Raw genomic sequence first — 704 nt, forward strand, 5'->3', positions numbered from 1 at the left:
GCTCGGGGCTGTAGTGGTCGCGTTGGCGGTTGGGTGTGGCGGCGGGCAGGGCGGCGGCCACAACGCCACCTCGGTCGCACCCTCGCCGACGCCATCGATTCGCTGATCTTGGCGCCAGACCTGATTAACGAGATTGTCGGTGCGAAACTAAACTGGGCGTCCAAACCTCCGCCCGGCGCGACCTCCCCGCCCGTGGCCGCCTTCGTCGACGAGGGTAACCCGCAGTGCGAGCCGCTGATCGCGCCGGACACGTACTCGGTGGGGGTGGCTTACACCGCGTGGCGGAGCAATCTCTACAAAGAGGACAAGGACACGTACGAGCATGCGGTCCGTCAAGCCGTTGCGACGGTTGTCGATTCCAAAGCAGCGACGGTGTTGCTTGGCGACGCTTTTGCCAAGCGTCTCGATGCGTGCAGCAATGCCGTCATCCACCTGAGCGGCAAATATCGATGGAGATTCCAGAAGACCGACGCGACCGATACGGGAGTGCGGTGGACGGGAACGGAACTGGAGGACGGGAAGCCCACCGGTTGGATCTGCCCCAACGTGGCGCGCGCGAAGAACAATGTGATCATCACTGCGCAGGTGTGCCAATACGGCAATGGCGCTCCGGCCACCGCGACAGTTCTGGACAAGATGTCGGAGAAGATCCCCGGATAGACCCGGGAGAATCGGAATACTTTGTGCAGGATCCGGGAGGAGTA

Annotated in this window: 1 protein-coding gene; it reads left to right on the plus strand. The window is 62.8% G+C overall.

What is annotated here, in order from left to right; translation table 11 throughout:
* The coding region (locus A9X04_RS01110; protein WP_156764167.1) for a sensor domain-containing protein at positions 1-660 on the plus strand (660 nt) is incomplete at its 5' end.
* Positions 661-704 lie beyond the last annotated feature (44 nt).

This window comes from Mycobacterium sp. E3247 (assembly GCF_001667785.1).
GTDB lineage: Bacteria > Actinomycetota > Actinomycetes > Mycobacteriales > Mycobacteriaceae > Mycobacterium.